General features: G+C 71.4%; 19 protein-coding genes. 10 read left to right on the forward strand and 9 right to left on the reverse strand.

Annotated elements, in window-relative coordinates:
* Positions 1 to 90: 90 nt before the first annotated feature.
* Both ABZ463_RS28060 and ABZ463_RS28065 read right to left on the reverse strand, forming a co-directional pair.
* Positions 91 to 1,209 carry a hypothetical protein gene (locus ABZ463_RS28060; RefSeq protein WP_362780593.1) on the reverse strand — a complete coding sequence of 373 codons (1,119 nt, stop codon included), beginning with the start codon at positions 1,207 to 1,209 and terminating at the stop codon, positions 91 to 93.
* On the reverse strand, positions 1,206 to 1,697 hold the full coding sequence (locus ABZ463_RS28065) for a SigE family RNA polymerase sigma factor (protein WP_352010749.1): 492 nt from the start codon (positions 1,695 to 1,697) through the stop codon (positions 1,206 to 1,208). The genes ABZ463_RS28060 and ABZ463_RS28065 overlap by 4 nt, the downstream gene beginning before the upstream one ends.
* 149 nt (positions 1,698 to 1,846) lie before the next feature.
* On the opposite strand from ABZ463_RS28065, the gene ABZ463_RS28070 reads away from it, so the two are divergent.
* The 5 genes from ABZ463_RS28070 (at position 1,847) to ABZ463_RS28090 (ending at position 8,046) form a co-directional block, all read left to right on the forward strand.
* Positions 1,847 to 2,686 (forward strand): undecaprenyl-diphosphate phosphatase, encoded by an 840-nt coding sequence (locus ABZ463_RS28070; protein WP_352010750.1) that lies wholly within the window; start codon positions 1,847 to 1,849, stop codon positions 2,684 to 2,686.
* 84 nt (positions 2,687 to 2,770) lie between these two features.
* Positions 2,771 to 5,293 carry an ATP-dependent helicase HrpB gene (hrpB, locus tag ABZ463_RS28075; protein WP_362780597.1) on the forward strand — a complete coding sequence of 841 codons (2,523 nt, stop codon included), beginning with the start codon at positions 2,771 to 2,773 and terminating at the stop codon, positions 5,291 to 5,293.
* A gap of 233 nt (positions 5,294 to 5,526) precedes the next feature.
* Positions 5,527 to 6,378 (forward strand): SPFH domain-containing protein, encoded by an 852-nt coding sequence (locus tag ABZ463_RS28080; RefSeq protein WP_362780599.1) that lies wholly within the window; start codon positions 5,527 to 5,529, stop codon positions 6,376 to 6,378.
* A complete protein-coding gene (locus ABZ463_RS28085; protein ID WP_352010753.1) occupies positions 6,371 to 6,568 on the forward strand; it encodes a hypothetical protein in 198 nt (65 codons plus the stop codon). The genes ABZ463_RS28080 and ABZ463_RS28085 overlap by 8 nt, the downstream gene beginning before the upstream one ends.
* Positions 6,569 to 6,615: 47 nt before the next feature.
* Positions 6,616 to 8,046 (forward strand): amidase family protein, encoded by a 1,431-nt coding sequence (locus ABZ463_RS28090; protein ID WP_362780601.1) that lies wholly within the window; start codon positions 6,616 to 6,618, stop codon positions 8,044 to 8,046.
* 48 nt (positions 8,047 to 8,094) lie between these two features.
* Here the strand turns inward: ABZ463_RS28090 and ABZ463_RS28095 are convergent, their stop codons facing one another.
* The 5 genes from ABZ463_RS28095 to ABZ463_RS28115 form a co-directional block, all read right to left on the reverse strand.
* On the reverse strand, positions 8,095 to 8,967 hold the full coding sequence (locus ABZ463_RS28095; RefSeq protein ID WP_362780604.1) for an aldehyde dehydrogenase family protein: 873 nt from the start codon (positions 8,965 to 8,967) through the stop codon (positions 8,095 to 8,097).
* Positions 8,960 to 9,157, reverse strand: coding sequence for a hypothetical protein (locus ABZ463_RS28100; protein WP_352010756.1), 198 nt, complete (start codon positions 9,155 to 9,157; stop codon positions 8,960 to 8,962). The genes ABZ463_RS28095 and ABZ463_RS28100 overlap by 8 nt, the downstream gene beginning before the upstream one ends.
* Positions 9,150 to 10,577, reverse strand: a complete 1,428-nt coding sequence (locus ABZ463_RS28105; protein WP_352010757.1) for an aldehyde dehydrogenase family protein — start codon at positions 10,575 to 10,577, stop codon at positions 9,150 to 9,152. Before ABZ463_RS28105 ends, ABZ463_RS28100 begins: the two co-directional genes overlap by 8 nt.
* 3 nt (positions 10,578 to 10,580) lie before the next feature.
* Positions 10,581 to 11,519 carry a deoxyribose-phosphate aldolase gene (gene deoC / locus ABZ463_RS28110; protein WP_352010758.1) on the reverse strand — a complete coding sequence of 313 codons (939 nt, stop codon included), beginning with the start codon at positions 11,517 to 11,519 and terminating at the stop codon, positions 10,581 to 10,583.
* A gap of 167 nt (positions 11,520 to 11,686) precedes the next feature.
* Entirely contained in the window at positions 11,687 to 13,246 is a 1,560-nt protein-coding gene (locus ABZ463_RS28115; protein WP_362780607.1) for a M4 family metallopeptidase, read from the reverse strand.
* Positions 13,247 to 13,468: 222 nt separating this feature from the next.
* On the opposite strand from ABZ463_RS28115, the gene ABZ463_RS28120 reads away from it, so the two are divergent.
* From ABZ463_RS28120 to ABZ463_RS28135, 4 genes are all read left to right on the forward strand, one after another.
* A complete protein-coding gene (locus ABZ463_RS28120; protein WP_362780610.1) occupies positions 13,469 to 14,611 on the forward strand; it encodes an FAD-dependent monooxygenase in 1,143 nt (380 codons plus the stop codon).
* Positions 14,612 to 14,797: 186 nt separating this feature from the next.
* Positions 14,798 to 14,971, forward strand: a complete 174-nt coding sequence (locus ABZ463_RS28125) for a hypothetical protein (RefSeq protein WP_352010761.1) — start codon at positions 14,798 to 14,800, stop codon at positions 14,969 to 14,971.
* 116 nt (positions 14,972 to 15,087) lie between these two features.
* The gene (locus ABZ463_RS28130) at positions 15,088 to 17,982 is read left to right on the forward strand and encodes an AAA family ATPase (RefSeq protein WP_362780613.1); all 2,895 of its coding nucleotides are present in this window, start codon (positions 15,088 to 15,090) and stop codon (positions 17,980 to 17,982) included.
* A 47-nt stretch (positions 17,983 to 18,029) separates the two neighbouring features.
* On the forward strand, positions 18,030 to 18,668 hold the full coding sequence (locus ABZ463_RS28135; RefSeq protein ID WP_362780615.1) for an XRE family transcriptional regulator: 639 nt from the start codon (positions 18,030 to 18,032) through the stop codon (positions 18,666 to 18,668).
* Between the two features lie 7 nt (positions 18,669 to 18,675).
* Here the strand turns inward: ABZ463_RS28135 and ABZ463_RS28140 are convergent, their stop codons facing one another.
* Positions 18,676 to 19,923 carry an MFS transporter gene (locus tag ABZ463_RS28140; protein WP_362780617.1) on the reverse strand — a complete coding sequence of 416 codons (1,248 nt, stop codon included), beginning with the start codon at positions 19,921 to 19,923 and terminating at the stop codon, positions 18,676 to 18,678.
* A gap of 109 nt (positions 19,924 to 20,032) precedes the next feature.
* Complete coding sequence (locus ABZ463_RS28145) at positions 20,033 to 20,437, reverse strand: RidA family protein (protein WP_352010765.1); 405 nt, start codon at positions 20,435 to 20,437, stop codon at positions 20,033 to 20,035.
* A 176-nt stretch (positions 20,438 to 20,613) separates the two neighbouring features.
* Here ABZ463_RS28145 and ABZ463_RS28150 point away from each other — a divergent pair, with 176 nt between their 5' ends.
* Positions 20,614 to 21,228: a hypothetical protein gene (locus ABZ463_RS28150; protein WP_362780620.1), complete on the forward strand. Its 615-nt coding sequence runs from the start codon at positions 20,614 to 20,616 to the stop codon at positions 21,226 to 21,228.
* The last annotated feature ends 109 nt before the right edge of the window (positions 21,229 to 21,337 follow it).

The raw sequence follows: 21,337 nt of genomic DNA on the forward strand, positions 1-21,337 counted from the left end.
CGGTCACATCAAAACGCGCCACGTCCGAGTTCTACCAGCCACGGCCGGCCCGCCACTGGGCCACACCTAGATCCGAACCCCAAACAGCTCCTAGTCCAGCTGCTGCAGGGCGACGTGCCAGGACCCCGCCTCGGGCCTGAGCCCGGACAGCAGGCGGTCGGCCTCCTTCGAGGCGGCCTGCAGGTCGGAGCCGAGGTCACCCCCGCGCGGCAGCCGGTCGCGCCGTACGACGGCGACCGTGACCTCCGCCGAACCGTTGCCGAAGAACTCCCACATGACGGGCTTGGCGCCGCAGGGTGCGGACCTGGCGAGGACCCCGGTCCTGTCGGCCTTGTCCGCCCAGATGAGGGCGTGCAGATCCTCTCCCTCGCAGCGGACGTACACCCGGCCCTTGCCCTCCACCGTGCCCTGGAAGGCGTGCTTCTCGTTGATCTGGGTGAGGTGACCGCCCGCGACCTGGTGGCTGTTGGGCAGGCCCCCGAGGTTGAACTCGCCCTGGGTCGCGAGGCGGGCTCCGTTGTCCAGGCAGATGTCCGGCGAACAGGAGGCACTGGAGACCCCCTGGTCGTGGATCGCGATCTCCCACAGGGCGGGGCCACGAACCGCGTCCGCGAGCGCCCGGTCGTACCCCTGGGGAGACTGCTCCTCGGGAGAGGGATCCTTGGGGGCGTCCTCGACCGTGGTGGGGACGGTGAACACCTCGACCGTGACGGGGACCCCGGCGGTGAGCCCGTCGAGGCTGCCGAACGCCGTCCACTCCTGTCCCCGCTCGTTCTCCCCGCAGGTGCCCACGTCCACCCGGTCGCCGTAGCGCACGAACACCCGGCTCGCATGGGCGCAGTTGACGCGGTAGGAGGTCTTTTCGCTCTTCGGGACGAACGAGAGCCGCTCCGCCTTCCCCGTCTCCTCCGAGCGGACGCCCGCCAGCCGTACTCCCTCTTCGCCCACCTGTTTGATCGGTTCGCCCACCTGGGCCATGATGCTGCCGCCGCCCCGCGTGCCGCCGTCCCGCGTGCCGCCGGACAGCAGGGTCGGCGTCAGGACGAGCGCGGCGGCGGTCACGGCGGCGACCGTTCCCACCGCGGCCCACCTGCGCCGTCTGATCCTCCTGCCCTCGGTGAGAATGTCCTCAAGCCGGGCGCCGCCCCCGTGGCCGCCCGTGCTGCGTTCGGCGAGCAGTTCCCTCAGGTCGTGCTCGGTGTGGCTCATCGCTGTGCTCCCGTCATCGTCCGAACCCCCTGGTCGACCCGCAGCCGGGCGAGTGCCCTGCCGAGTTGGCTCTTGACCGCCCCGACCGAGCAGCCGAGCACGCCGGCGACCTGGGCCAGGGTCATCTCCTCGAAGTAGTGCAGGACGACCACGGCGCGCTGACGCCCCGACAGCGTGCCGATCGCCGTCCACAGCGCGTCCCGGTCGCCGATCTCCCGGGTGAAGTCCCGTCCGTCGTCCCGGTCGGGCATCACCTCCGTCGGGACCTCGCCCCGCCAGCGTCGCCGCCACCAGGAGGCATGGGTGTTGGCGATGATCCGGTACACGTACGGATCGGGGTCGCCGTCGATCCGGCGCCAGGCGAGCCATGCCCTGGCCAGCGCCGTCTGCACCAGGTCCTCGGCGATCGCCCAGTCCCTGGTGAGGAGGTACGCCGTTCTTCGCAACCGTTCATGACGTTGCGCGACGTACTCCGTGAACTCGGTCATCTTGTCCTCCAGAGTGACGTCCTCATGGAGGACTACCGGTTGGCCCACGGATTCGGATGACACCGGCGTATCGGCCGAATGACCGGGTCACGTCAGGTGCCCGGCTCCGCTAGCCTCGCCTACGTCACGCACGTACTCCGGGACGGAAGGTGCCCAAGTTGATCGGCTGGTTCGAAGCGGTGGTCCTCGGCCTCGTTCAGGGGTTGACGGAGTTTCTGCCGATCTCCTCAAGCGCCCACATCAGAGTCGTCTCCGCGTTGTTCGGCTGGACCGATCCCGGCGCGGCGTTCACCGCCGTGATCCAGATCGGTACCGAGGCGGCGGTCGTCATCTACTTCCGCAAGGAGATCTGGGAGATCATCTCCACCTGGGTCAGGTCCCTGTGGACGCCTGACCTGCGCTCCCACCACGCCGCCAGGATGGGCTGGTACATCATCGTCGGCACGCTGCCGATCGTCGTGCTCGGCCTGCTGTTCAAGGACAGCATCGAGACCGTCTTCCGCGACCTGCGGCTGATCGCCACGACCCTGATCGTCTTCGCCGTGATCCTCTGGTTCGCCGACCGTACGGCCCGCAACAAGCTGACCCTGCAGCGCCACCTCAGCTTCCCGCACGCCCTGATCTACGGCTTCGCCCAGTCGCTGGCCCTCATCCCCGGCGTCTCCCGCTCCGGCGGCACGGTCAGCGCGGGTCTGCTGCTCGACTACCGCAGGGAGGAGGCCGCGAAGTACTCCTTCCTGCTGGCCATCCCGGCGGTACTCGGCGCGGGCGTGCTGGAGCTGTTCAAGATCGGTGAGGCCGACAGCCCCGACTGGGGGCCGACGATCCTGGCCACCGTGATCTCGTTCGTCGTCGGCTACGCGGCGGTCGCGTGGTTCCTGAAGTACATCAGCACCCACAAGTTCACCGGCTTCGTGATCTACCGGATCATCCTGGGCCTGGTCATCATCGCCCTGGTGAGCACGGGCGTCCTCGACCCCATGTCCTGAGGCCCCGTGAGAACCCCGGCAGAGCCCTTCGTGAGGTCCCCGGCGGAGCCTCACGAGAACCCCGTGAGATCCCGGTAGTTCCCCGTGCGCCCCGACTGGTCCGCCCTTCCCGTCCGGCACGCCCTGCCCGAGCTGTCCGCCGCCCTCGACGAGTACGGCACGGCCGTGCTGACCGCGCCGCCGGGGACAGGGAAGACCACGCTCGTCCCGCTCGCCCTGGCCGGGCTGGTCGGTGACCCGCCGGTCCGGCCGTTCGTCGCGACGGAGCCGCACAGGGTCGCGATGGCGGAGCCGCGCAGGGTGATCGTGGCGGAGCCGCGCAGGATGGCGGTGCGGGCCGCGGCGCGGCGGATGGCGTGGCTGCTCGGGTCCGAGGTCGGCGGGCCGGTCGGCTTCGCCGTACGGGGGGAGCGGCGGGCGGGGCCCGAGACGGTCGTCGAGGTCGTCACCACGGGTGTGCTGCTGCGGCGGCTCCAGCGTGACCCCGAGCTCGGCGGTGTGGACGTGGTGCTGCTCGACGAGTGTCACGAACGCCACCTGGACGCCGACACCGCCCTGGCCTTCCTGCTGGATGTCAGGTCCGCGCTCAGGCCCGACCTGCGGATCGTGGCGGCCTCGGCGACGGCGGACGCGGCTCCCCTGGCGGCGCTGCTCGGCCAGGACGGGCCGCCCGCGCCGGTCGTGCGGGCCGAGGGCGTCGCGCACCCGGTCACCCCGGTCTGGGCGCCCGCCCCCGCCACGGTCGCTCCCCCGCACGGCCTGCGGGTCGATCCGGCCTTCCTGGCCCATGTCGCCGCCGTCGTACGGCGGGCGCTGGCCGAGCACGAGGGGGACGTGCTGTGTTTCCTGCCGGGGGTCGGGGAGATCGCCAGGGTGGCCGCGCATCCCCTCGGGGACGTCGAGGTGCTCCAGGTGCACGGCCAGGCCCCGGCCCGGGTCCAGGAGGCCGTGCTCGCGCCGGGCACGCGCAGGCGAGTGGTACTGGCCACCTCGGTCGCCGAGTCGAGCCTGACCGTTCCCGGGGTCCGGATCGTCGTGGACTCCGGGCTGGCCAGGGAGCCGAGGACCGACCACGCCAGGGGGCTCGGCTCGCTGACCACCGTGCGGCTCTCCCGGGCCTCGGCGACCCAGCGCGCGGGCCGAGCGGGGCGCGAGGCGCCGGGGGTGGTCTACCGGTGCTGGTCGCCGGTCGAGCACGAACGGCTGCCCGAACACTCCGCCCCCGAGATCGCACTGGCCGATCTGACGGGCTTCGCCCTGCAGGCGGCCTGCTGGGGGGACCCTTCCGCGAGCGGTCTGGCGCTGCTGGATCCCCCTCCGGCCGCCGCGATGGAGGCGGCCCGCCGTACCCTGCACGCGCTCGGCGCCCTCGACTCCCCCGGGGGCCGTGTCACGCCGAGGGGGCGGGAGATGGCCGGGGTGGGGGTCCATCCCCGCCTGGCCAGGGCCCTGCTGGACGTGGGGCCGGAGGCGGCCGAGGTGGTGGCGCTGCTGTCCGAGCGGCTGCCGGGGGACGCGGGGGACGACCTGGTGGCGTTCTGGCGTGCCGTACGGCGGGGCGGGGACGGTTTCGCCGCCCGCTGGCGTCAGGAGGCGCGGCGGCTGGCCCGCGACGCGGGTCGCGCCTCCCCTTCGGGCATGGGGGACGACGCGGTGGCCGGGCTGGTGGTGGCGCTGGCCTATCCGGAGCGGGTGGCCAGGCGCCGGGGCGGCTCCTATCTGATGGCCTCGGGGACGGCCGCCGAGCTGCCCTCCGGGTCGCGACTGGGGAGCGCGCCGTGGCTCGCGGTCGCGGTCGCCGACCGGCCCGCGGGGTCGGCCGCCGCCCGGGTCAGACAGGCCGTGGTGATCGACGAGGAGACCGCCAGGCTGGCCGCCGCCCCTCTGTACGACCGTGCGGAGGAGGTGGTGTGGCGGGTCCCGCCGGGTGAGCGGCGCGGTGACGTCTCGGCCCGCCGGGTCGAACGCCTGGGCGCCGTCGAGCTGTCCTCGGTCCCGTTGCCCGACGCCGACGTCAGGCCCGCCCTCCTGTCCGGCCTGCGCGCCGAGGGTCTGTCGATCCTGCGCTGGACCCCCGAGGCCGTCGCCCTGCGGGAACGGCTGGCCTTCTGCCACCGGGCGCTGGGTGAGCCGTGGCCCGCGGTGGACGACGACGCCCTGCTCGACGCGGTCGATCTGTGGCTTGAGCCCGAACTGTCGCGGGCCCGTCGCAGGGCCGACCTCGAACGGCTGGACGTGGCGGGCTCCCTGGGCCGGCTGGTTCCGTGGAGCGCGCGTCTCGACGAGACCGCTCCCGAGCGGATCGAGGTGCCCAGCGGGTCGCGGATCAGGATCGACTACTCGGGTGAGCGGCCGGTGCTGGCCGTCAAGCTCCAGGAGTTGTTCGGCTGGGACGAGGCGCCCAGGATCGCGGGGGTCGCGCCGGTCGTCCACCTGCTCTCCCCCGCCGGGCGGCCCGCCGCGGTCACCGACGACCTGGCCTCGTTCTGGCGCGGCGACGGCTACCGCTCGGTCAGGGCGGAGCTGCGCGGGCGCTATCCCCGGCATCCGTGGCCCGAGGACCCGCTGTCCGCGACGGCCACCCGCCGAACCAACCCCCGGCGCTGACCCCTCACCGCCGCCCCTCACCACAGATCCCCACCACGGACCCTCATCGCGGCCCTCGCCCCGGGCCCTCAGCGCCGGGTGAAGCGGCCCTGGGCCGCCCGCCGTACCGGCCGCACGCTGAGCGAAGAGTCCCTGGCCGTCCCCTCTGTCACTGAGCGTGCCGAATTCCGGTTCACACATCGATGATCACGCGCTATCTTAGTGATATCATTCCGATAGCAAAGGTGGAGCACATGGAACGACGTGCCTTCCGGATCAACGGTTTCGCCGTTCTCCTCGGACTTCTGGTCCTCCTCGCCGTCCTGGCCGGGATCGCGTTCTCCGGCGGCGACGTCGTCAAGATCGTGGCCGGGGTCGTGGCGGTGCTGGCCCTGGTCGTCCTGGGCAGCGGCTTCGTCGTGGTCAACCCCAACGAGGCCCAGGTCGTGCAGTTCCTCGGCCGCTACGTCGGCTCGGTCAACGACGCGGGCCTGCAGTGGGTGCTTCCCTTCACCACCAGGCGCCGCATCACCCTGCGGGTGCGCAACTTCGAGACGGCCAAGCTCAAGGTGAACGACGCCGACGGCAGCCCCGTCGAGATCGCGGCCGTCGTCGTCTACCGGGTGACCGACACCGCCAAGGCGGCCTTCTCCGTGGACGACTACGAGGAGTACATCGCGATCCAGTCGGAGGCGGCCGTGCGGCACCTGGCCACCAGCCACCCCTACGACTCCCACGAGGGCAGCGGCACCAGCCTGCGCGACGGCGCCGAGGTGGCCGCCGAGCTGACCACCGAACTGGTCGACCGCACCGAACTGGCCGGGGTCGAGGTGCTTGAGGCCCGCATCACCCACCTGGCCTACGCCCCCGAGATCGCCCAGGCCATGCTGGTCCGCCAGCAGGCCGCCCAGGTGGTCGCGGCTCGCACGCACATCGTCTCCGGCGCCGTTGGTATGGTCCAGCTTGCACTCAACCGGCTGGCCGAGGAGGGCGTCGTGGAGCTCGACGAGGAGCGAAAGGCCCAGATGGTGTCCAACCTCCTGGTCGTCCTGTGCGGCGACCGGGCTACCCAGCCGGTGGTCAACGCCGGCAGCCTGTATGCCTGAGCGGAAAAAAGTCCTGCTCAGACTCGATCCGGCCGTCTACGAGGCGATCGCCAAGTGGGCGGCCGACGATCTGCGGAGCGTCAACGCCCAACTGGAGTACGCGCTGCGCCTGGCGCTCAAGGGGGCGGGCCGCGATCTGCGGCGCGCCGGGGCGGATAACGCCGATGAGCCGGACAAGTCATCTGATTGAGACGTGATGCGCTTCCCCTGGCGCACTTGCCGGATAACACTCGGTTCATGTCCTGGGTGGGAAGGTCCGCAGCCGAGATAGCCGAGGCCGTACGCCGGGGGGAGGTCACCGCCCCCTCGGTCGTCGAGGACCACCTCCGGGTGATCGCCGAACGTGACGGACGGATCGGGGCCTTCCGCAGGGTCCGCACGGAACGGGCGCTCGCCGAGGCGCGGGCCCTGCAGGAACGCGAGGACCTGGCCACGCTGCCGCTCGCGGGCGTGCCCGTCGCGATCAAGGACGTCGTCGCGGTCAGGGGCGAGTCCATGCGGAACGGCTCCGCGGCCACCTCCTCCGTCGCGGCGGCCGAGGACCACCCGGTGGTGGCCAGGCTCAGGGCGGCGGGGGCGGTGGTCGTCGGGATCACCAACGTGCCCGAACTGTCCCTGGCCGGTTTCTGCGACAGCGTCTACGCCGTCACCCGCAACCCGTGGGACCCCCGGCGCACCCCCGGCGGCTCCTCCGGCGGCAGCGCCGCGGCGGTCGCCGCCGGGATGGTCCCGCTGGCCCACGGAACCGACGGCCTCGGCTCCCTGCGCGTCCCCGCCGCCTGCTGCGGGATCGTCGCCATCAAGCCCGGCCAGAAGGTCGTCCCGCCCCCGGAGCACGACTGGTACGGCATGGCGGAGAACGGCCCGCTGGCCACGACCGTGACCGACCTGGCGCTGGCGCTCGCGGTGATGGCGGGCGACATGTCCCTGGCCCTGCCCACCACCTCCCACCGCACGTCCGGCTCTCCCGGCTCCTCTGGCGACGACGGGGCGCTGTGGAGCGACGGAGGACGGGGCGCGCCGATCCCGCCGCGCCCCTCGGGACTGCGGGTCGGCGTGGCCCGCCTGCCGGTGCCGCCGGGCTTCGCGATCGACCCCGAGCTGCAGCGGGCGGTCGTCGAGGCGGGCCACACCCTGGCCGCCGCCGGGCACACCGTGGTCGAGCACGAGACGCGGCTGCCGAGCTGGCTGGGCAGCGCCACGATCGCCGCCTGGTTCGCCTGTGCCCTGCGCGAGACCCGGGGACTCGACTCCCGCAGACTTGAGCGCCGTACCCGGGCACTGGCCAGGGCGGGCAGGCTGCTGGCCAGGATCGGCAAGGACGGTTCGCGGGGCAGGGAACGCTGGCGCGCCCGGGGCGCCGACCACTGGTTCGGCAAGGCCGACGTGCTCATCACCCCGACGCTCGCCGCCTCCCCTCCCCCCGCCGAACGCTGGGGCCGCCGGGGGCTGCTGGACAACACCCGCGTCAACCTGACCTACGCCCCGGCGACCGGCGCCTGGAACATGGCCGGCTGGCCCGCCATGAGCGTGCCGTACGGCTGGCACTCGACGGGCATGCCCATCGGCGTGCAGCTCGTCGCCCCGCCGGGAGGTGAGGCCCGCCTGCTCGGCCTGGCCCAGCAGTTGGAGGCCGCCCACCCCTGGCTCCGCCACGCCCCTTCGTGAAGAGGTCCCCCGGTCCGTGGCGGAGGGTTCCGCCACGGACCGGGGCGGTCACACGCCGGTCGGGTGCCAGACCGTCTTGGTCTCCAGGAAGGTGGTCATCCGCCGGGTTCCGGGGTCGGCGTACCAGTCGGTCACCGGCACCGGGCGCAGGACCCGCTTGAGGTTCTCCGCCGCCGCCTCCTCGCACGTGACCGCCGGCTCCGCCTCCGCGACGCCGGTGAGGTCGAGGGCGTTGACGTCCATGTGCGAGGCCAGCCAGGGCGCGATCTCCGCCGTCGAGCCGGTCAGCACGTTGACCACCCCGCCGGGCAGGTCGGAGGTGGCCAGCACCTCCGCCAGCGTGACGGCGGGCAGCGGCGCCCGCTCACCGGCGACCACGACGCAGGTGTTGCCGGTGACGATCACCGGGGCGACGACCGAGACGAGGCCGAGCAGCGGGTCCTCGGGCGCGACGACCGCGACGACCCCGGTCGGCTCGGGCGTGGAGAGGTTGAAGTACGGCCCGGCGACCGGGTTGGCCGCCCCCGCCACCGCGGTGATCTTGTCGGACCATCCGGCGTACCAGACCAGCCGGTCGACGGCCGCGTCCACGTTCCTGCCCGCCTCGGCCCGGCCCGCGCCCGCCGCGACCAGCTCCGCGACGAACTGCGCCCGGCGCCCTTCGAGCATCTCGGCCACCCGGTACAGGATCTGACCCCGGTTGTACGGCGTCGCGCCCGACCAGCCGGGGAAGGCCTTGCGGGCCGCGGAGACCGCGTCCCGGGCGTCCTTGCGGGACGCCTTCGCGGCGTTGGCCAGGAAGTCGCCCTTGGAGGAGGTCACCGGATAGGACCTTCCGCTCTCCGAGCGCGGGAACGCCCCGCCGATGTACAGCTTGTAGGTCTTGCGTACGGCCAGCCGTACGGGATCGGTCTTACTCATCGCCCCGCCCTCTCCACGTGCTCTCCTGCTGGGAGAGCCGGGCGGGCACGAAGACCTGACCGCAGCGGCTCACCCCGCACCGGTGGGCGAACCAGCCGCGCAGCGCGGGACGGCCCGCCCTGGCGAAGCCGTGTCCCCTGGTCGCCTGGCCACGGCGGCGACGGCGCCCGGACTCGCGGTGGTCACACATCGAGATACGCCTCCAGCCCGTGTCGTCCGCCCTCTCTGCCGTATCCCGACTCCTTGTAACCGCCGAACGGCGAGGTCGGGTCGAACCGGTTGAAGGTGTTGGCCCACACGACGCCGGCGCGCAGCCGGTCCGCCATCCACAGGATGCGTGAGCCCTTCTCGGTCCACACCCCCGCGGACAGGCCGTAGGGGGTGTTGTTCGCCTTCTCCACGGCCTCGGCGGGCGTACGGAAGGTCAGCACGGACAGCACAGGCCCGAAGACCTCCTCTCGCGCGATCCGGTGCGACTGCGCCACCCCGGTGAAGATCGTCGGCGGGAACCAGAAGCCCCGTTCCGGCAGCGGGCACACCGGGGACCAGCGTTCGGCCCCCTCTGCCTCCCCGGCGTCGGACAGCTCACGGATCCTGGCGAGCTGGGCGGCGGAGTTGATCGCGCCGATGTCGGTGTTCTTGTCCAGCGGGTCGCCCAGGCGCAGTGTGCTCAGGCGCCGCTTCAGTGCCGTGAGCAGCTCCTCGGCGACCGACTCCTGGACCAGCAGGCGGGAGCCCGCGCAGCACACGTGCCCCTGGTTGAAGAAGATGCCGTTGACGACGCCCTCGACGGCCTGGTCCAGAGCGGCGTCGTCGAAGACGATGTTGGCGGCCTTGCCTCCGAGCTCAAGGGTGAGCCGTTTGCCGGAGCTCGCGGCGGACCTGGCGATCCGGCGCCCCACCTCGGTCGAGCCGGTGAAGGCGATCTTGTTCACGTCGGGGTGGTCGACCAGGGCCGCGCCGGTCTCGCCCGCGCCGGTCACGATGTTGACCACGCCCGGCGGCAGGTCGGCCTGCTGACAGATCTCGGCGAACAGCAGCGCGGTCAGCGGGGTCGTCTCGGCGGGCTTCAGCACGACCGTGTTCCCGCAGGCCAGCGCGGGCGCGATCTTCCAGGCCAGCATGAGCAGCGGGAAGTTCCACGGGATGATCTGGCCCGCGACGCCCAGCGGCCTGGGGTCGGGACCGTACCCCGCGTGCCCGAGCTTGTCGGCCCAGCCCGCGTAGTAGAAGAAGTGCGCCGCCACCAGCGGCAGGTCCACGTCACGGGACTCGCGGATCGGCTTGCCGTTGTCGAGCGTCTCCAGCACGGCCAGCTCACGCGAGCGTTCCTGGATGATGCGGGCGATCCTGAACAGGTACTTTGCCCGTTCGGAGCCCGGCATCGCCGACCAGGCGCCGAAGGCCTTGCGTGCGGCGCCGACCGCCCTGTCCACGTCGGCCTCGGTGGCCCACACGACCTCGGACAGGACCTCTTCGGAGGCGGGGTTGACGGTCTTGTGCGCGGTGCCGCCCTGGGAGTCGACCCACTCGCCGCCGACGAACAGCCGGTAGGAGGGCCTGATGTCGACGACGGCGCGGGATTCGGGGGCCGGTGCGTATTCGAACATCGATCAGTCCAGGGTGAAGTAGTCGGGACCGGCGTAGCGGCCCGTGGCCAGCTTCTGACGCTGCATCAGCAGGTCGTTGAGCACGCTTGAGGCGCCGAGCCGGAACCAGGCGGGGTCGAGCCAGCCGTCGCCGACGGTCTCGTTGACGAGCACCAGCATCTTGATCGCGTCCTTGGTGGTCTTGATGCCGCCCGCGGGCTTCACCCCGACCTTGCGGCCCGTGACGGCCAGGAAGTCGCGGACCGCCTCAAGCATCACCAGCGTCACCGGCAGGGTCGCGGCGGGCTGCACCTTGCCCGTCGAGGTCTTGACGAAGTCGCCTCCGGCCAGCATGGCCAGCCAGGCCGCGCGCCGTACGTTGTCGTAGGTCACCAGCTCGCCGGTCTCCAGGATCACCTTCAGGTGCGCCGTACCGCACGCCGCCTTGACCGCGGCTATCTCCTCGAAGACCTTGAGGTAGTCGCCGGACAGGAAGGCGCCTCTGTCGATCACCATGTCGATCTCGTCGGCGCCCGCCGCGACCGCGAAGGCCGTCTCGGCGACCTTGACGTCCAGGGAGGAACGGCCGCTGGGGAAGGCGGTGGCGACGCTGGCGACCCGCACCCCGGAACCGGCGAGCGCCTCGACCGCGCGGGGGACCAGGTCGGGGTAGACGCACACCGCGGCCACCTTCGGCACCGAGGGGTCACCGGGATCGGGGCGGACCGCCTTGGCGCACATCGCGCGCACCTTGCCCGGCGTGTCGGCCCCTTCGAGGGTGGTCAGGTCCACCATGCGGATGGCGAGGTCGATGGCCAGCGCCTTGGACGTGGTCTTGATCGATCGGGTGCCGAGCGTCGCGGCTCGCTGGTCGGCGCCCACACGGTCGACACCGGGTAGGCCGTGGAGGAGGTTTCGCAACGCGACGTTGGACGAGGCCACGTCGGCGAGCGAAGGAGTCATAGTCGACACCTCTCCAGCATGCCGACTGGTGTCTTCAGTTCCAAACCGGGTGTCGGCCAGTCACGGCACCGGTTTTCGTCAACATTCGCCGATTCCTTCGGGAAATCGGAGGGATCTTCCCCCTGAGGGGGCGGGCGGGGCTGAAAAAACCCCGCCCGCCCCAGAGATCAGCAGGTGTCCTCACCGGACTGCGGGCCGACGTTGACGGCGGTCCACGCCGCCTTGGTCGCGGTCACCTCCGCGCAGGTGAAGAGCATCTTGGCCGCGTGGACGGTGGCCAGTCTGCTCCTGCCGAGCGTCCAGGCGGAGCTTCTGAGCTGCAGCCCCGAGTAGAAGATCTGCCCGGCCTTGACGATCCCGATGCCGGTCAGCCTCGACGGCCCCCCGCAGACCGGGCTCACGGGCTTGCCCACCGGATTGGTGCCCTCGGCCAGCAGGTAGAACCAGTGGTTCTGCGGCCCCGCCGCCCTGTGCGGATCGAGGCCCGAGGGCACCGGGTAACAGTTCGGGTCGCCCGCGAGGGACGGATTGAACATGTAGCGGATCGGGCCGGTGCCGACCATGTTCACCTCCTCGCCGACCAGGTAGTCCGGCTCGTCCAGGTCGGCGGGGTGGTTGACGTAGTGCTCGGTCAGCGCGCCGAAGATGTCCCCGGTGGACTCGGCCAGCGCCTTTCCTTCCGCGTCCCTCGCGGGGCCGCCGACTCCCGAGGTGTCGAAGACGGCGTGGCCGTACTCGTGGGCGACCATGTCCAGCGAGACGAGTTGCTCGCGGTTCGCCTGGTTGTGGCCGAAATAGACGTAGCTGCCGTTCCACTGGTTGTCGACCGTGTTCAGTCCGACCCGAGCCGGATAGCCGCCTCCCGTGCCGTTGATCCCCTTGCGCTTCATCCACAGGGCGAGCATGTCCGAGAACTTCTGCGCTCCGAACATGACGTCGACGCAGGCCGTCTCCAGGTTGGTGCCCTGCCCGTTGCCCCAGTTGTCGGTCGACTTGGTGTAGGGGGTGCCCGACATGCCCCCGCACTGCAGGCTGGGGAGGCTCGGGTCGAGCATGGAGTAGCGCCCCCCGGACGTCGCGGTCCGGATGGTCACCGGGTTGCCGTTGAAACGGCTGTTGCCGATGCCGTGGGCGATCTGGTCGACGGACTCGACGACGGTCCCGTCGAGGGCGTCCACGAAGACACGCCGCGAGACGGGAGCCGCCTGCGTCCCGCCGGTGACGACGGCCTCCCAAGCCAGCCTGGGACGGCCGGTCGTGGCGTGGACCAGCAATCTGGGCGTGCCGACGCCGTACCCGGCCTTCTCTCCCGTCCCCGCGGTCTCGCCGAGGGCCTTGGCGGCGGCCTCCGCGGCGCTCACCCGTGGCGCCACGCCCGCCGCGCCGAGGTTCAGCGTGGCCTGCTGGCCGGTGACGACGGCGTTGACCACGGTGCCCGTGCGGTCGGTGGACACGATCACCTCGCCGCCGTGCACCGGCAGCCCGCGGTGGGTCCGCCGGTAGAGCAGGTAACGCAGGCCGCCCGGCCCCGAGGTGATCGTGGGAGGGGTGAGGGCGTCTCCCGGCGCGAGACGGAGTTCCTCCGCGTGCTCGCGGATGCTCCTGTCCGCGCCGGCGACCGCGCGCTGGTCCGGTGTTCCCGGGGAGGCTCCGGCGCTTCCCGTCAGCCCGGACACCCCCATCACGGCCACGGCCACGACGGCGCCCAACTTCGTTCTGGGGTTCATCCTTGAAGACTCCTTCGGTCAGGAGCCACAGCCGGCCGGGCTGCCTCAAACATGACACCGGAAACAACCCGGAAGAACCCCATAAACATCCATATTTCCGACGTATGGATGCTTTCTCAGGAAGCCTCGCTCTTGATCGGAAATCCCGGAACGGCGATGCTGACATCGATTCCCATGCACGACCGGTTAGGCGGGGGAGTTTCATCCGGTTAGTGAGGTGTCATGACCGAGCGGACAGTCCTGATCTCCGGAGCCGGGGTCGGCGGGCCGACGGCGGCCTACTGGCTGGCCAGGCACGGCTTCCAGGTCACCGTCGTCGAACGCGCCGGGACGCCGCGCTCCAGCGGGAACCCGGTGGACGTCAGGGGCCCCGCCGTACAGGTCGTGGAGCAGATGGGGGTCATGCCCCGGCTGCGCGAGGCCGCGACCGGCACGACGGGCCTCACCTTCGTCGACGCGGCGGGCAGGCGGGTCGGCCGGATGGACATGCGCGCCTTCCAGCAGCCGGACGAGGTCGAGGTACCGCGCGGCGATCTCGCGGCGATCCTGTACGAGGCGAGCCGCGACCACGCCGAGTTCCTCTTCGACGACTCCGTCGTGACCCTCGACCGTGACGGGCGCGGGGTCGAGGTCACCTTCGAGCGCGCCGGGCCCCGCCGCTTCGACGTGGTGATCGGCGCCGACGGCCTGCATTCGCTGACCCGCCGGCTGACGTTCGGCACGGGGGACGGACTCATGCGCCACATGGGTCTCTACGTCGCGACGCTGCCGTTCCCGGGCCGGTCCGGGCCTGACCGGGACATCCTCATGCACAACGTCCCCGGCAAGGCGGTCGCCGTCAGCTCCACGCCCAGCGGCGCGTTCTTCCTGTACCGCAGCCCGGCGGAACCCGGCTTCGACCACCGCGACGTCGAGCAGCACAAGCGGCTGCTGACACGCGCGTACGCGGACGTCTCCTGGCGCGTGCCCGAACTCCTGGAGCGGGTGCGCGCCGCCGACGACCTCTACTTCGACTCGGTGAGCCGGGTGAGCCTGCCGCGCTGGTGGAACGGCCGGGTCGTCCTCCTCGGTGACGCCGCGTCCTGCGTCTCCCTGTTCGGAGACGGCTCCACCATGGCCATGGCCGGGGCGTTCACCCTCGCCGAGAAGCTAGCCGCGAGTCCGGACGACCCCCAGGCGGCCTTCCGCCGGTACGAGGCCACTCACCGGCGCCTGGTCGAGCCCAGGCAGCGGGCCGTCGGGCAGGCGTCGGCGCTCATGGTGCCCGCGACGCGGGGCGGCATCCTGGCGCGGAACCTCGCCACCCGCCTGTGGCCCGCCGTGGCCGCCGCCGCCCGGCTGAAGCGCTCCCTGCGCGCGGGGTAGGCCTCTGCGGGGCCGAACCCGTGGGGGCCTAAGGCGGCCCCGCCCCGGCCTAGGTATGCCCCCGACCGCCGGGGCCGTGGAGATAAGGCATCCGTCCGATGCGGCGACGGGGGCCTTAGGAGGAGTCTCGAAGGTGTAAGGAAATCGCACCACCGGGGGCAGTCGCCCCGTGAGGAGGAAGCCGAAATGGCTCCCGAGTTCCACCACCAGCTGATCGAGCAGCGCGCCGCCGACCTTCGCAGAGAGGCCGTCGAGTACCGCCGCGCCCGTGAGGCCACCCGGCGGCAGGAGGCGGAGCAGAAGCGACAGTCCTCCGGTGAGCGCCGCAGGGGTCTGTTCCGCAAGCCCGCTTCCGCATGACCACGTCACGAGGGCCCGGCCACCGGTATTCACCCGGCCGGGCCCTCCACCCCCCGTAGGTCGTCACCTCTTCTGCCGAGAGATAAATGGGAAGAAGAGTTCGTATAAGGCATGACATGCTGGAAGACATGGTGGGTCGGGCGGCAAGCCCCGTCTTCGTAGGGCGGGAGATAGAACTCGCCGCTTTGTCCGAGTCGTTCGAGCAGGCCCGGAGTACCGCGGCCGCGACGGTGCTGCTCGGGGGCGAGGCGGGGGTCGGCAAGTCACGGTTGATCGGGTTCTTCGCCGAGCGCGCCGCGAGCCGGGGGGCGCACGTGCTCATCGGCGGCTGTGTCGAACTGTCGACGGAGGGCCTGGCCTACGCGCCGTTCACCGCGGCGATCCGCCAGCTCGTGCGTGAGACGAGTGCCGAGGAGGTCGCGGCGCTGCTGCCGGTCGGCGGGGCGCGCGACCTCGCCAGACTGCTGCCCGAGTTCGGCGAGCCGAGCGGTGAGGTCGAGACCGACACCGCGAGGGGGCGGCTCTTCGAGCAGATCCTCACCCTTCTCGAACGGCTGGCCGAGCGCAACCCGGTGATCCTGGTCATCGAGGACATCCACTGGGCCGACCGGTCGAGCCGTGACCTGATCGCCTTCCTCAGCCGGAACCTCCGTACCGCCCCGGTCCTGATGGTCATGACCTACCGCTCGGACGAGTTGCACCGCCAGCACCCGCTCCGTCCCGTCCTGGCCGAGCTCGGCCGGGTCGAGGGGGTCGCCAGGCTGGAGCTGCCCAGGCTCACCCGTGACGAGGTCGCCGCCCAGATGGCCGGCATCCTCGGCACGACCCCGGAGTTCTCCCAGGTCGGGCAGGTCTTCGAACGCAGCGAGGGCATCCCCCTGTTCGTCGAGGCGCTGCTCGAATGCGGCGTCGACTCCTCCTACCCCGACTCCCTGCACGACCTGATCCTCGGCGCCGTCGAACAGCTGCCCGACGAGACCCAGCGGCTGCTGCGCATCGCCGCCGCGGGCGGCATCCGGGTCGGCCACGACCTGCTGGCCGCCGTCAGCGGCCTGTCCGACGTCGATCTTGAGGACACCCTGCGGCCCGCCATCGCGGCCAACGTGCTCCAGGTCGCCGACGGCCGCGCCTACGCCTTCCGGCACGCCCTGATCCGCGAAGCCGTACACGACGAGCTGCTGCCCGGCGAGCACGTACGGCTGCACGCCCGATTCGCCGAGGAGATCGGCAGGGACCGCACCCTGGTCCCCATGGGCCGGGCCGCCATCGAGATCGCCCACCACTGGTACTCCGCCCGTGACGACCTGTGGGCCCTCATCTCGGCCTGGGAGGCCGCGGCCAAGGCGTCCAGGACCTTCGCCTACAACGAGAAGATGCAGCTGCTCGAACGGGTGCTCACGCTGTGGAACAAGGTTCCCGACGCCTCCTCGCGCATCGGCGTCGACCACACGACGGTCCTCGAAGAGGCCTCCGAGGCCGCCCACTCCTGCGGTGAGATCGACCGCGGCATGAAGTTCGTCAAGGCCGCGCTGGACGAACTCGACGAGCAGACCCAGCCAGGCCGGGTCGCCGAACTCCTCGTACGGCTTGCCCAGTTCAAGATGTCGAAGCGCAGGCCGGGAGCTCTCGACCACTTCCGCTACGCGGCGCGCCTGGTTCCCGACCCGAGTCCGGAACGCGCCGTGGTGCTGTCCAAGCTGGGGTCCTACCTGATCTTCAGCGGTGAGGTGACGGAGGGGACGGCGCTCACCGAGGAGGCGCTGCGCATCGCCCGCGAGCACAACGACGAGTGCCTCGAAGCCGACCTGCTGCTCAACCTGGCCCTCGGCCCCTCCATCGAAGGCCGGCTTGAGGAGACGGTCGCCATCAACGAGACCGCCCAGGCCATCGGCCTGCGCAAGGCCTCCGGCCGTATCGTCCTGCGGGCGCTCAGCAACACCGTGGACGCCCTCAACAACATGGGCCGCTCCGCCGAGGCGGTCGAGTTGGCGCTCGAAGGCGAGCAACTGGCCAGGAAGTACGGCCGTTACCGCGTCTCGGGGACGTTCCTGGCCAACAACCGGGCCGAGGCCCTTGAGTCACTCGGCCGGTTCGAGGAGGCCGCCCAGCTCGCCGAGCAGGCGCTCACCATGGACCCCACCCTGCGCACCCGCCACCACCTGCGCCGCATCAGGGCCGACGTGGCGGTCGCCCGGGGTGAGACCGAGGTGGTCAGGTCCGTGCTGAACGAGGTCGAGGCGTTCACCGTCCTGGACGAGTTCACCCAGGAGCGTTCGGCCAACTCCCGGCTCAGGATCGGCCTGCACCTGCTGGACGGCGAACCCCTGGCCGCGCTCGACGTCGCCGAACGGGTGGTCGGGGAGGCGCAGATCACCAGCAAGCCCATGCTCGGCTGGCGGGTGCTCTCCCTGCTGGCCGCGGTCGCCGAGGCCGCCGAGCCCATCGCTCCTGAGCGCGCGACGGCGCTGCGCGCCCAGGTCCAGGGGGTCGGGGCCACGATGGGCGTGCACAGCCCGGTCGCCGAGGCCTACCGGCTCAGCGTCAACGGTGACCACGACGCCGCCGCCATCACCTGGGAACGGCTCGACCGGCCCCACCCCCGTGCCAAGTCGCTGCTCCACGCGGGGCGGGCGGCGGCGGGCGCGGGTGATCGTGAGGGCGCCGCCGTACGGCTGCGCACGGCGCACCCCATCGCCGTCGCGCTGTCGGCCCGGCCCCTGCAGGCGGAGATCGAGGCGCTGGCCCGCAGGATCGGGGTTTCCCTCACCGGGGAGGGCGTCCCGGCCGCGACGGCGCCGGCAACGGCTCCCGCGACGGCGCCGCTGACCCCTCGCGAGCAGGAGGTGCTCCGCCTGGTCGCCCAGGGACGGTCGAACCGCGACATCGCGGCCGAGCTGTTCATCTCGGCCAAGACCGTCAGCGTGCACGTCTCCAACATCCTGGGCAAGCTCGGTGTCTCCACCAGGGGCGAGGCCGCCGCCGCGGCCCACCGCCTCGCCCTCATCGGCTGACGTCCTGCATCATGTGATGCGTACGGGCAGCCATGTGAGGGGGAGCCATGCGGAGCGAGAACGGCGCCGCCTTCGACGTGACCGGTTCTCTCGCGGCCTCCTTCGCGGCTCCCGCCGTACGTGACGCCCCCGCCGAGGCGGCCGGGGTGCGTGAGGCGATCGCCGCCAACCTGCGCCGCGTCCGCCTGGCACGCGGTCTCAGCGTCCGTGAGCTGGCCGAGCTGACCGGGGTGAGCAAGGCGTTGATCTCCCAGGTCGAGCGGGGCGTCGCCAACCCCACGGTCGAGGTGCTCTCCCGGCTGGCCACCGCCCTCGAACTGACCTTCGGCGAGCTGACCCGCGTCAACCTGGTGGGGCCCGAGGTCGTCCGGCGTGGGGAGAACGCCCCCCTGCTGGTCGGTGACAGCGCGGTCCGCACCCTGTTCGCCGCCCCCGACCGCCGCCGTTTCGAACTGGCCGAGGGTGACATCCCGGCCGGGACCCGCAGCGCCAAGAGCTCACACGGCCGGGGGTCGGTCGAGCACGCCTACGTGGTCTCCGGGGAGGTGACGGTCGAGACGGCGGAGTGGTCGGTCACCCTGGCCGCGGGGGACGCCCTGCGGTTCGCCTCCGAGTCCGACCACCTCTACATCACCGGCGCCCTCCCCTGCCGCGTCCTGACCCTGATCTCCTTCTCCGAGGACTGAGCCCCGTTCAGGGGGTCTCCCGCGCGGGACCCGTCCTGAGCAGGGGAACGGCGAGCAGGGCGACGGTCAGGATCGTGGCCAGCCCGGCCACCAGTATGGGAACCCGCAACGTGGTGGCGGCGGCCAGCACTCCCGCCAGCCCGCTGCCCACAGGCATGAGGCCCCAGGCCATCATCCGGTAGGCGCCAGAGACGCGGCCCATCGCGCCCGGCGGGGTGAGGCGCTGGCGGCGCGTCGCGGAGAGCACGTTCCACAGCCCCACGCCCGCGCCCATCATCGCCACACCCGTCCAGGCCGCGGCGACGGTGCCCACCAGGCCGACCAGCGTGATCCCGCCGCCGGAAACGACCATCCCCGTGATCATCACCGGGCCGTCGGAGACCCGCCTGGCCAGGCGCGGGGCCAGCCAGGTTCCCGCCAGGGTGGCGACGCCGAACGCCATGACCAGCGACCCGACCGTACGGGGGCCCATGCCCAGGCTGTCGACGGCGTAGAGCGGCAGCAGGGTGTCGAAGGCGGTCGAGGCGACACCGGCGACCATCACCATGGTGGCGAGCGTGCGCAGCCCGGGGTGTCCCAGCAGGAGACGGATGCTCTCCCCGACCCCCGCCACCAGCCGGGTACCCGTCGCCCCGGCGTCGGCGGGGAAGGCGGGGAGGGTGGCCACGAGCAGCGCGGCCGCCACGAAGCTGAGCCCGTCGACGGTGAAGGCCAACACGGGGTTGACGGCGATCACCAGGCCACCGGCGAGGGGACCGATGACGGTCATGGCCACCGTGTTGACGGCGTAGAAGCGGGAGTTCGCCTCCTGGAGATCATCCGGTCCGGCCAGGTGCACCATCATGACCTGGGAGGCGGGGTCGGCGAAGGTCTCGGCGAGCGTCAGCAGGAAGGCGAAGACGCACAGCAACGCCACCGAGTCCGCGCCCGCCGCCATGGCCGTCACCAGCACGGCCGTCAGTACGGCCCGCACCCCGTGCGCGGCGACCAGCACGGTCCGCGGCGGCGACCGGTCCACGACGGCCCCGGCGGGCAACGCGCCCAGCAGCCACGGCAACGTCTCCGCGAAGGCCACCGCGCTCGTCGCCAGCGGATCCCTGCTGCGCAGCGCGACATAGAGGGGAAGGGCCAGAAACCGCACCCCGTCCCCGCACAACGAGATCGTCCACGACCACCAGAGCCGCCGGAACCGCGGAGTCCGCACACCCACCGGCGGATTTCCCTCGGTGGCGCCGTCGGCCCGGGCGTCCGCCATCGTCCACCTCCGTGTCATGGAAACTGAACGAGGCGGTCCCGATGCTATCGAAAAACAATCTTCTTACTAAGGGATTTTCTTCTGCCGGAGACGGCCTACCGCGCTTTCCCTACGATTCGGAAATGGCGGCCACGGCTTCGATCTCAATGAGGATGTCAGGCCGGAACAGGCCCGCGACCTGGACGAGGGAGCTCGTCGGAGGACGCTCCAGGTTGATGAACTCGTCCCGTACGGCCCGCACGGTCGCCAGCGCCGAGGTGTCCACCACGAAGATCGTCAGCTTGAAGACGTCGTCCCAGGTCGCCCCACCCGCTTCGAGGGCGGCTCCCACGTTCCGCATGACCTGGCGGGTCTGCGCCTCCCAGTCACCCGCCGTCGCGACCGTCCCTTCGGCGTCGATCGGGACCTGCCCCGAGGTCCACACGATCCTGCTACCAGGGGGAATGCTCGCCACGTGGCTGTAGCCGTTGGTCGGCGGCAGGGTCGAGGGCGTTCCGAACTCGATGGATGTCATGGTCCCGTTCCTTGTGCTGTGTCACCCGTAACACCCGAAACTCTGCCAGGCCCTCCCGTTCACGCGTCCACGGGGTCGGGGCGTGGGGGCCTTTTCGGATCCGCCCCGGCCCGGGACCGGAGAAGTGGAATTCTTTCCGCCCGGCCATGGAAACGGGATTTGTGTAGCGTGGCCGTATGGATTTCTTCACCGCGCCACCGCCTCCCGAGCGGAAACCGATGAAGCGGGAAAAGAGACCACCCTGGCTCGGCCTTCCCGAGGATTTCGTCGGCGCCGCCGTACCCGTCGACCGGACGCTGTTCCGCACGGAGACACTGGCCATCGTGCTCACCGACGCCGTCGTCTTTCCCGAAGGGGTGACGCTCAACGTGCGAATGGCGTTCCGCCGGTTGGAGGGAGTCAACGACGACGTCTGGTGGGACCGCCACGACCAGCTGTTCGATTTTCACGGCCATCACGGCTCCCGCCTCTCGGACGAGGTCATTCGGCTCGGTGTCCGTTTCTCCGACGGGTCGAAGGCGACGACCGTGGACGGCGCACTGGACGCCGAGGAATGGCCTCCCCCTCGTCCGGACGGTCCGGTCCTGCACTGCCGACGGTCGGGCAACAGAACGGGGAGCGACGACTTCGCCACCGGGCACTGGCCGTTGTGGTTGTGGCCGTTGCCGCCGCCGGAGCCGTTCGAGGTCGCCGTCGAGTGGCCCGCCTTCGAGGTGCCGCTGACGTTCACCGAGATCGACGGCGCACCGCTCGTCGCCGCCGCGAGGCGCGCGCACTCCTACTGGCCCTGACCCTCCCCTGGCCGGCGAACCGCGCGGGTGCGCCAGCCGTACAGGAAAAGGATTTTTCCGTATAAATCCGTCTATATGGGTGCGCCGTATCGATCGGGACACCGCACTT

Source organism: Streptosporangium sp. NPDC020145 (assembly GCF_040631275.1).
Lineage (GTDB): Bacteria > Actinomycetota > Actinomycetes > Streptosporangiales > Streptosporangiaceae > Streptosporangium.

Coding starts and splice junctions, on each gene's coding strand:
- ABZ463_RS28085 (WP_352010753.1), top strand. CDS start 6,371: ATGCCTGAGCGGAAAAAAGTCCTGCTCAGACTCGATCCGGCCGTCTAC.
- ABZ463_RS28060 (WP_362780593.1), bottom strand. CDS start 1,209: ATGAGCCACACCGAGCACGACCTGAGGGAACTGCTCGCCGAACGCAGC.
- ABZ463_RS28100 (WP_352010756.1), bottom strand. CDS start 9,157: ATGTGTGACCACCGCGAGTCCGGGCGCCGTCGCCGCCGTGGCCAGGCG.
- ABZ463_RS28090 (WP_362780601.1), top strand. CDS start 6,616: ATGTCCTGGGTGGGAAGGTCCGCAGCCGAGATAGCCGAGGCCGTACGC.
- ABZ463_RS28125 (WP_352010761.1), top strand. CDS start 14,798: ATGGCTCCCGAGTTCCACCACCAGCTGATCGAGCAGCGCGCCGCCGAC.
- ABZ463_RS28150 (WP_362780620.1), top strand. CDS start 20,614: ATGGATTTCTTCACCGCGCCACCGCCTCCCGAGCGGAAACCGATGAAG.
- ABZ463_RS28145 (WP_352010765.1), bottom strand. CDS start 20,437: ATGACATCCATCGAGTTCGGAACGCCCTCGACCCTGCCGCCGACCAAC.
- ABZ463_RS28105 (WP_352010757.1), bottom strand. CDS start 10,577: ATGTTCGAATACGCACCGGCCCCCGAATCCCGCGCCGTCGTCGACATC.
- ABZ463_RS28120 (WP_362780610.1), top strand. CDS start 13,469: ATGACCGAGCGGACAGTCCTGATCTCCGGAGCCGGGGTCGGCGGGCCG.
- ABZ463_RS28065 (WP_352010749.1), bottom strand. CDS start 1,697: ATGACCGAGTTCACGGAGTACGTCGCGCAACGTCATGAACGGTTGCGA.
- ABZ463_RS28140 (WP_362780617.1), bottom strand. CDS start 19,923: ATGGCGGACGCCCGGGCCGACGGCGCCACCGAGGGAAATCCGCCGGTG.
- ABZ463_RS28130 (WP_362780613.1), top strand. CDS start 15,088: ATGCTGGAAGACATGGTGGGTCGGGCGGCAAGCCCCGTCTTCGTAGGG.
- ABZ463_RS28080 (WP_362780599.1), top strand. CDS start 5,527: ATGGAACGACGTGCCTTCCGGATCAACGGTTTCGCCGTTCTCCTCGGA.
- deoC (WP_352010758.1), bottom strand. CDS start 11,519: ATGACTCCTTCGCTCGCCGACGTGGCCTCGTCCAACGTCGCGTTGCGA.
- ABZ463_RS28135 (WP_362780615.1), top strand. CDS start 18,030: ATGCGGAGCGAGAACGGCGCCGCCTTCGACGTGACCGGTTCTCTCGCG.
- ABZ463_RS28095 (WP_362780604.1), bottom strand. CDS start 8,967: ATGAGTAAGACCGATCCCGTACGGCTGGCCGTACGCAAGACCTACAAG.
- ABZ463_RS28115 (WP_362780607.1), bottom strand. CDS start 13,246: ATGAACCCCAGAACGAAGTTGGGCGCCGTCGTGGCCGTGGCCGTGATG.